The sequence below is a fragment of the uncultured Marinobacter sp. genome, from assembly GCF_963974375.1.
In the GTDB taxonomy this organism is placed as follows: Bacteria; Pseudomonadota; Gammaproteobacteria; order Pseudomonadales; family Oleiphilaceae; genus Marinobacter.
The window spans coordinates 1-8,474 of sequence record NZ_CAXBDN010000197.1; the positions used below are offsets into that span (position 1 = coordinate 1).

Annotated in this window: 8 protein-coding genes; 5 read left to right on the plus strand and 3 right to left on the minus strand. The window is 60.0% G+C overall.

Annotation, left to right across the window (positions count from 1 at the left end; all coding sequences use genetic code 11):
* Nucleotides 1-114 precede the first annotated feature (114 nt).
* Nucleotides 115-1,089, plus strand: a complete 975-nt coding sequence (gene epmA / locus AAC035_RS15285) for an EF-P lysine aminoacylase EpmA (RefSeq protein ID WP_339805662.1) — start codon at nucleotides 115-117, stop codon at nucleotides 1,087-1,089.
* 13 nt (nucleotides 1,090-1,102) lie between these two features.
* On the opposite strand, the gene asd is transcribed toward epmA, so the two are convergent.
* A complete protein-coding gene (gene asd / locus AAC035_RS15290) occupies nucleotides 1,103-1,960 on the minus strand; it encodes an archaetidylserine decarboxylase (RefSeq protein ID WP_339805649.1) in 858 nt (285 codons plus the stop codon).
* A 166-nt stretch (nucleotides 1,961-2,126) separates the two neighbouring features.
* Here asd and motA point away from each other — a divergent pair, with 166 nt between their 5' ends.
* Nucleotides 2,127-2,978, plus strand: coding sequence for a flagellar motor stator protein MotA (gene motA / locus AAC035_RS15295; protein ID WP_339805651.1), 852 nt, complete (start codon nucleotides 2,127-2,129; stop codon nucleotides 2,976-2,978).
* 46 nt (nucleotides 2,979-3,024) lie between these two features.
* Nucleotides 3,025-3,984 (plus strand): flagellar motor protein MotB, encoded by a 960-nt coding sequence (gene motB, locus AAC035_RS15300; protein WP_339805653.1) that lies wholly within the window; start codon nucleotides 3,025-3,027, stop codon nucleotides 3,982-3,984.
* Nucleotides 3,985-4,024: 40 nt separating this feature from the next.
* On the opposite strand, the gene rsgA is transcribed toward motB, so the two are convergent.
* Nucleotides 4,025-5,098, minus strand: coding sequence for a small ribosomal subunit biogenesis GTPase RsgA (gene rsgA / locus AAC035_RS15305; RefSeq protein WP_339805655.1), 1,074 nt, complete (start codon nucleotides 5,096-5,098; stop codon nucleotides 4,025-4,027).
* Nucleotides 5,099-5,166: 68 nt separating this feature from the next.
* On the opposite strand from rsgA, the gene orn reads away from it, so the two are divergent.
* On the plus strand, nucleotides 5,167-5,709 hold the full coding sequence (gene orn, locus AAC035_RS15310; protein WP_339805657.1) for an oligoribonuclease: 543 nt from the start codon (nucleotides 5,167-5,169) through the stop codon (nucleotides 5,707-5,709).
* 13 nt (nucleotides 5,710-5,722) lie between these two features.
* Here orn and queG read toward each other — a convergent pair whose 3' ends face one another.
* Complete coding sequence (queG, locus tag AAC035_RS15315) at nucleotides 5,723-6,778, minus strand: tRNA epoxyqueuosine(34) reductase QueG (RefSeq protein ID WP_339805659.1); 1,056 nt, start codon at nucleotides 6,776-6,778, stop codon at nucleotides 5,723-5,725.
* 146 nt (nucleotides 6,779-6,924) lie between these two features.
* Here queG and AAC035_RS15320 point away from each other — a divergent pair.
* A partial coding sequence (locus AAC035_RS15320) for an NAD(P)H-hydrate dehydratase (RefSeq protein WP_339805660.1) occupies nucleotides 6,925-8,474 on the plus strand: 1,550 nt, incomplete at its 3' end.

Sequence of the window (8,474 nt, forward strand, 5' to 3'; positions counted from 1 at the left end):
GTGCTGAAGGTGGATACCCGTTCCGGCGAGTACGTAAACCGGGTCAAGGGCGGCTGAACGCAGTCTCTGTGAGCAGCCAGCCGTGTGCAGACCGGACAGTGGCCATCCGTGAACCTGACTGACGATACCCCCTGGCGGCCTACCGCGGCCAGGGCGGCCCTGGAATTGCGGGCCCGCCAGCTGGCGTGGTTGCGCGATTTTTTTGCGCGTCGTCAGGTTCTGGAAGTGGAAACGCCCGTTCTGGGTCGCCACGGCATAACCGATCCGAACATCGACAGCGTGCAGGCTGCGCCCGCTCCGCTGGCGGGCTTTTCCGGCCCCGGCTGGCTGCAAACTTCACCCGAATACCATATGAAACGACTGCTGGCAGCCGGCTCTGGTGCTATTTACCAGGTGAGCCGGGTATTTCGTGATGGTGAAAGGGGGCGTCGTCATAATCCGGAGTTTTCGCTGTTGGAGTGGTACCGGCCGGATTTTGATGACGTTGCATTGATGGATGAGGTGGCCGACCTGGTCTGTGGCTGGCTGGAGCTGCCACGACCCACGCGGCTGAGTTACCGGGAGGCCATGCAGCGGTATGCCGGTGTGGATCCGTTTACTGTCGACGACCGGGCGCTGGCAGCATGTTGTGAGCCCTGGGTTGGTCAGCAACTGGCGTCAGAGCTGGATCGCGATGCCTGTCTCGACCTGATCATGAGTCATCAGGTAGAGCCTGCCCTGGCGCAGATATCTCCGGTCTTTGTCTGTCACTACCCGGCCAGTCAGGCTGCCTTGGCCAGAGTGTCGCGGTTGGACGGCATGACAGTGGCACACCGTTTCGAGCTGTACGTTGACGGCATCGAACTGTGCAACGGCTACTGGGAACTGACCGATGCCGCCGAGCAGCTGCGCCGGTTCAGGGCCGACAACCAGCGTCGGAGGACCTGCGGCAAACCTGAAATGGCATTGGATCAGTCGTTTCTGGCGGCGCTGAAAGCCGGTATCCCACCCTGTGCCGGGGTTGCGTTGGGGCTGGACCGGTTGCTGATGCTGAAGGCGGGGGTTGCCGACATCAGCCGGGTGCTGGCTTTTCCGTCCGAGCGGGCCTGAAAGGACTGATGGCTCAGAGCCACCCGCCGAAACGCTCGCCCATGCGTACCACCGAGTGTTCCTGTAATGACGCCTCCCACTGGCAGTGGTCTTTGGGGAACACCAGAATGACCGTTGACCCCAGCCTGAAGCGTCCCATTTCCTCGCCCTTGTCGTAGCGGATTTCCTTGCAGTGGCGGTAGTCGCTGGCAGATACCTCGCGGTTATTGCCGGGGGCGACGATGCCGCTCCAGCGGGTTTCGACACTGCCCACAATCATGGCGCCCACCAGTACCATGGCCATGGGCCCGTAGTCGGTGTCAAAAATGGCGACCACACGCTCATTGCGGGCGAACAGGTCCGGCACCTTGCGGGCGGTCAGCGGATTCACGGAAAACAGTTTGCCCGGTACGTAAACCATTTCCCGCAAGGTACCCGCCACCGGCATGTGTATCCTGTGGTAATCCCTGGGGGCCAGGTAAATGGTCGCAAACTGGCCACCGGCAAAGGGCGCTGCCCGCTGGGTATCTCCACCCAGCAAGTCTGTCAGCCCGAAGGACTGGCCTTTGGCCTGGAAGACACGGTCATCGGAAATTTTGCCCAATTGACTGATGGCACCGTCCACCGGGCTGGCAATGGCTTCCGCATCCGCCACCACCGGCCGCAGTCCGGGCTTCAGCGCACGGGTAAAAAATGCGTTGAAGGTGGGGTAACTTTGCGGGTCGGCATGCTCCGCTTCGCTCATGTTTACCCCGTAGCGGCCGATAAACCAGCGTATAACCCGGACGCGTAATGCATTGGCACCGGTGCAGTCTGCGAGTTTGCCGGCAAGGCGTGATACCAGTAGCTGAGGGAGCAGATACTGGAAAAGGATAAACAGCCGGTCAGACATAGTTGGGAAGCTCCGATGGTTTGGACCCGGAGTTTAGCAAAACACCACTGCCCGGAAGAAATGGTTTATCATTTTCGCGCCGGTTGTCAGCCCTTGCTATGATGTCGGCAACAATAATAAAGGTCGTACCCCTCCGAACACACTGACAGAGGTTATCCAGACTCCCATGGGTTTGATTCTAGGTTCACTGATTGTACTGGTTTGCGTGTTGCTGGGGTATGTGCTCCACGGCGGGAACCTGATGGTGCTGTGGCAGCCCACGGAAGTCCTGATCATTTTCGGTGCCGCCCTTGGCGCCTTCATTATTGCCAACTCGTTTCATACCATGAAGGAGGTAATGGCTGGCGTCATGCGGCTGATTACCGGTTCGCCCTTCAACAAGGCGTTCTACATGGATTTGCTGAGCCTGCTCTACGAAATCTTCGACAAGTCCCGGAAGCAGGGCGTGATGGCGATTGAGGAGGATATTGATAATCCGGCAGACAGTCAGATTTTCTCCCGCTATCCGGCCATCATGAAGTCAAAACACCTGACCGCTTTTGTCACCGATTACCTGCGCATTATCAGCTCTGGCAACATGGCGCCCCATGAGCTGGAAGGCCTGATGGATAACGAGCTTGATACCCGTCAGCACGAGCTCGAAGAGCCGGCCCATGCAGTCAACAAGGTTGCCGATGCGTTGCCAGGGCTGGGTATTGTGGCTGCAGTTCTGGGTATTGTGATCACCATGAACTTTCTCACTGAGGGGCCTGAGAAAATCGGCCTCAGTGTTGCTGCAGCCCTGGTGGGTACCTTCCTCGGTATTTTTATGGGCTATGGCTTCGTCGGTCCCATGTCCATAGCCCTTGAAAACCACGCGAAATACGAACTCAAGGCCTATGAATGTGCCAAGGCCTCCATCATCGCGACGGTCTCCGGGCAGGCGCCACAGATGGCCATCGAGTTCGGCCGCAAGGCACTGCCTACCGACAAGCGGCCCAGCTTCCAGGAACTGAATGACCATGTCCGGTCCAAATAGTGTCTGGCCTCATTAACCGACCGTTCTCTGGTATGCAGGTGTAGTCTTGGACGAACAGCCGATCATCATAAAGCGCGTCAAGAAGGTAGCAGCGGGTCACCACGGTGGTTCCTGGAAAGTGGCGTTTGCGGACTTTGCAACCGCCATGATGGCGTTTTTCCTGGTGCTCTGGCTGACCGCAACGGCGACACCGGAGCAGAAAGAAGCCGTTCAGGGTTATTTTCGTGACCCGGTTGGCTTTACCGAGGGCGGGGCATCCAGCCCGATCGATCTGGGTGGCAGTGCCTCGGTGGTGGAGTCCAGCACCGCAGATATGGACGATACCCCGATCCGTCTGGACGAGCAGCAGATCGAGAGTCTCTCGGATCAGCTTGAACGGCGCCAGATGGAAGAGTTGTTTCAGGATCTGCAGGAACAGATCCAGAGCAGTGAGACCCTGCAGGCCTTCAAGGATCAGTTGCTGATCGACATCACCGATGAAGGTCTGCGGATCCAGATTGTTGACCGCTCCCAGCGACCGATGTTTGACAGCGGCAGTCCGGTTCTCAAGTACTATTCCCAGGACATACTGTTCGAGCTGTCCAAGCCTCTGGGCTCGGTCAATAACAAGCTCAGCATTACCGGCCATACCGATGCCGCGCCCTTCGTCGGACGACCGGGGTACACCAACTGGGAGTTATCTGCGGATCGCGCCAATACCGCACGCCGTGCTCTGGTGACGGGGGGTGTGAGGCCGGAACAGATTGCCAGGGTGGTGGGTCTGAGCGATGCGGTCCTGTTCGATGCGGACAATCCGACAGCGCCGGTTAACCGGCGGATTTCGATCATCGTGCTCAACAAGAAGGCGGCCGGCGATATCCAGAGCCGGGCCGGCAGTCGCAACGAACCCCTGATTGATCTGACCCGTCCCACCGAGGCAGAAGAGGGTGCCGCCCGTCAGCAACTGGAAAGCGGTGACTGGCAGCAGGAGCAGGCACCGGTGAGGCCAGACGAAGTCAACTGGTGACAGTGGCCCGCTGGCACGGCCAACGGGCCCGGACGGGACACTAGTGGCGCCGACCCTCTGTTTCTGTGGTAAGGCCCCGGGCCTGCTGTTCTTCCATGCTTTGTAAAATACGCTGATAACTGTGCAGTCGTTGCGGACTGATCTTGCCTTCCTCGACCGCAGCGGCCAGTGCACAGCCCGGCTCGCCCTTGTGGCGGCAATCCCGGAAGCGGCAGTTGCCGGTCACATTGCGGATTTCCCGGAAGCCGTATTCAATTTCCTGTGCGGTCATGTGCCACAGCCCGAACTCCCGGATACCCGGCGAGTCGATCAGGTCACCGCCAATGGCCAGGTGAAAGAGTTTTGCTGTGGTGGTGGTGTGAGTGCCCTTGCCGGTACTGACCGACAGTGCACCGACCTTCAGTTCCGTATCCGGCATCAGGGTCTGGATGATGGAGGATTTGCCCACTCCGGACTGACCCACAAAGACGCTGGTGCGGTTTCTGACCAGTTCGTCGATCACCTCAGGAGTTGCCGCATCCGGATGGTGGGCCGAAGCTACCACTACCGGGTAACCCAGATCCCGGTAACGGTTCAGCAGGGCCTCGATGGGTGCCCGGTTGTGATCGTTGAGCAGATCGGCCTTGTTCAGCAGGATCACCGCCGGAATGTCGGTATTTTCGGCGGCCACCAGATAGCGGTCGATCAGATTGTCATGGGGCTCCGGTTCTGGCGCAATCACCAGAATGATGTGGTCGATATTCGCCGCCACCGGTTTTAGCTGACCGAAGTTGTCCGGGCGCTGCAGCAGCGTTTGCCTTTCGTTGCGGGCAACGATAACGCCAGTGCGCTCCTGACCCGGTCGCCAGGTCACCTGGTCACCAGTCACCAGGCTGTCAATGTTGGCCCGCACAAAGCAGCGGAACAACTCCCCCTTGTGCTCGCCCTCCCGAGCCTCAACGTCCAGCTGTTGCCCGTAATGGGCAATAATGAGGCCGGACTGTTCGTCGCCCAGCTCACCTGCTTCCAGCTGGCGATCAATGGTCTGTTCCCGCTTGCCGGCTCTTTCGGTCCGCTCCGCCTGAATACGGCGAATCCGGAATTGCTGCTGTTTACTGAGGCGTCTTTTGGCCATGTCGATCCGTTATCTGGCTGTTTCTGGTGTACCATCATAGCATTGCCAACAGCACGAAGAGGTTATCAATGTCAGAGAACGACCGCCTGGTCTGGATTGACCTGGAAATGACCGGACTGGACCCGGAAAAAGAACGGATTATCGAGATCGCCACCATTGTGACGGACTCCCAGCTGGAACTGGTCGCCGAGGGGCCGGTACTGGCGATTCACCAGCCTGATGACGTGCTTGAGGCGATGGATGAATGGTGTACCCGCACTCATGGCGAAAGCGGTCTGACCCGGCGGGTCCGTGAAAGTACCGTCAGCGAACAGGATGCCGCACAGCAGACCCTTGCCTTTCTGGCCAAATACCTGGCGCCTGGAAAATCGCCACTGTGTGGCAACAGTATCGGTCAGGACCGCCGCTTTCTGGTGAAGTACATGCCGGAACTGGAAGCGTTTTTCCATTACCGCAATCTGGATGTGAGTACAGTCAAGGAGCTGGCCCGGCGCTGGCGCCCGGATGTGCTGGAGGGGGTCAGGAAGTCCGGTAGCCACCTGGCACTGGATGATATCCGCGAATCCATTGAGGAGTTGCGTCACTACCGCAGCGAGTTTTTCCGACTTTGAATATTGGTCTGGGTTAATGGGCCTGGTGCTGCTCCAGCGCCCAGGTTACATGCTCCCGGACCAGCTCCGAGGGATGATCGGCCCGGGCTTTCAGCGCTTCGATGACCGGAATGGTTGAAGGGGCATTGCCCAGCCCCACCGCCAGGTTTCGCAGCCAGCCCTCATAACCGGTGCGGCGAATGGCAGAGCCTTCGGTGCGTTTCAGAAATGTTGCCTCGTCCCAAAGAAACAGGCTGGCCAGGGTGCTGTTATCCAGGCCATGGCGGGGCTGGAAATCCGGTTCCGCACTGGGTTTGCTGAACTTGTTCCAGGGACAGGCCAGCTGGCAGTCGTCACAGCCAAACACCCGGTTGCCCATTTTCTTGCGAAGATCCTCCGGAATGCTGCCCTTGAGTTCGATAGTGAGGTAACTGATACAGCGGCGGGCGTCGAGCACATAGGGGCCGTCGAAGGCATCGGTGGGGCAGAGGTCGAGGCAGGAGGTGCAGCTGCCACAGTGGTCCTTCTCGTAGGCTTCCGTCAGCGGCAGCGGCGCGCTGGTGAAAATTTCACCCAGGAAGAAAAAGGATCCGGCTTTGGTGCTGAGCAGCATGGTGTTCTTGCCGATCCAGCCGAGCCCGGCCCGTTGTGCCAGCGCCCGCTCCATCACCGGGGCACTGTCAGTGAAGGCCCGGTAATCAAAGCCGGCCACGGCCTCATCGATTTTACCGGCCAGCTGTGCCAGGCGCTTGCGAATCAGCTTGTGGTAATCGCGACCCAGGGTATAGCGGGAGACGTAGGCCTTGTCGGCATCCTGCAGCACCTCTGCCGGATTGTCCGGTGAGGGCAGATAGTCCATCCGTACCGAAATTACCCGCAAGGTTCCCGGCACCAGGGACGTCGGCGTGTAACGTTTGTCGCCGTGATCCCCCATCCAGGTCATCTCTCCCTGCATGCCCGCATCCAGCCAGTTCTGCAGCCGCTCGCCGTGAACACCGGTGTCCGGAAGGGTTATGCCCACTGCACTGAAACCCAGTTCCTGAGCCCAGGACTGGATTTTTTCTGGTAAATCTTTAAGTGCAGTGGTCATGGATTCGGTTTACTATTGGTCAAGTTATGTTCTATATGTGAATTTTGCTATGCTTTACAGGTGTCTGGCCACAACAGTTAAACTGAATCATTAACCAGGTAGTTGTCGCTGGTAACCAGAGCGCATTCTTTACAGGCTAACCCGAAATGGCGTCCACCCGGATCAACAGCTTACCAGATTCCCTGTACACCGCCGATGGTGTCCAGGCGCTGGACCGTTTTCTCATTGAAGAGAAGGGTGTGGACGGCTTCGGGCTGATGCAGCAGGCGGCCCGGGCCGCTTTCCGGCAGCTGCTGCGGCGCTGGCCGGAGCCCGGTCGGATTGTGGTGCTGTGCGGTGCCGGTAACAATGGTGGCGACGGTTATCTGATCGCAGTCAATGCCCTGCAGCACGGGCTGGCTGCAGAGTGTCTGGCGCTGGCAGATCCCGGCCGGCTCTCCGGAGATGCCGGCCGGGCCTGCAAGGCTGCCCGTGATGCCGGGGTGCCGATCCTGCGCTGGGCGGATTTGCCGGTAGCGGAACTGGACGCCCTGTTCGACAGGGCAAATCTGTTTGTTGACGCCCTGCTGGGGACCGGTACCCGAGGTGCCCCCAGGGCGCCGTTTGATGAGGCCATCGGCCGGGTGAACCGCCAGGGCCGGCCGGTGCTGGCGGTGGACATTCCGTCAGGCCTCAACGGCACCACTGGCCATGGCGAAGCTGAAGTGGTGAAGGCAACGGTTACGGTTACCTTTATTGGCATGAAAACGGGCCTGGTGACGGGCAAAGGGCCCCAGTTCTGCGGCGATCTCGTTTTTGACGATCTGGGCACGGCCGACGATCTGGCCTCTGACCCGGTACCGAAAGCGGCGCAACTGGTGGATTGGGGGCGGGCGTCGGGTCATTTGCCGGTGCGTTCCCGGGTAGCGCACAAGGGCGCCTTCGGGCATGTGGTGATCGTTGCCGGCGACCGGGGGTTTGGTGGCGCCGGCCTGCTGGCAGCAGAGGCCGCTTCCCGCAGCGGTGCCGGTCTGGTGACTTTGGTGACGCGACCGGAACACGTTGCGCCCATGCTCGCTCGCTGCCCGTCGGTCATGGTGCGGGGCATCACCCACGGCAATGAACTGGCGGATTTGCTGAAGGTTGCCGACACCGTGGTCTGTGGACCTGGCATCGGCCAGCAGGCCTGGGGCCAGCAGATGTTGCAACAGGTACTGGCCGCCGACTGCCCGCGAGTGCTGGACGCCGATGCCCTCAACCTGCTTTCCCGTCGGGTTCCGGTGGTCAGCGAGCACCAGTTGATTACCCCGCATCCCGGGGAGGCAGCGCGACTGCTGGATACTTCGGTGGCCAATATAGAATCGGACCGGCTGGCGGCTGCGGAGGCGTTGCGCCGCCGTTTTGGCGGTGTGGTGTTGCTCAAGGGGGCAGGAACCGTGATTGCGGCCAAGGACCAGATCCCCGTCATCATTGCAGGAGCGAACCCGGGTATGGCCACAGGTGGCATGGGTGACGTGCTTTCGGGCATCTGCGGTGCACTGGCAGGGCAGTTGCCTGATCTGGCTGCAACGGCGATGGTGGCTGCCAGTGCTCACCTTGCTGCCGCTGACCTGGCCAGTGAATCCCGCGGTTTTATGGCTCTGCTGCCAACCGACCTCATGGCGGCCCTGCCAGCGGTGTATGCCGGGGCCGAACAGCTCCGGCCAGACAGCCATCG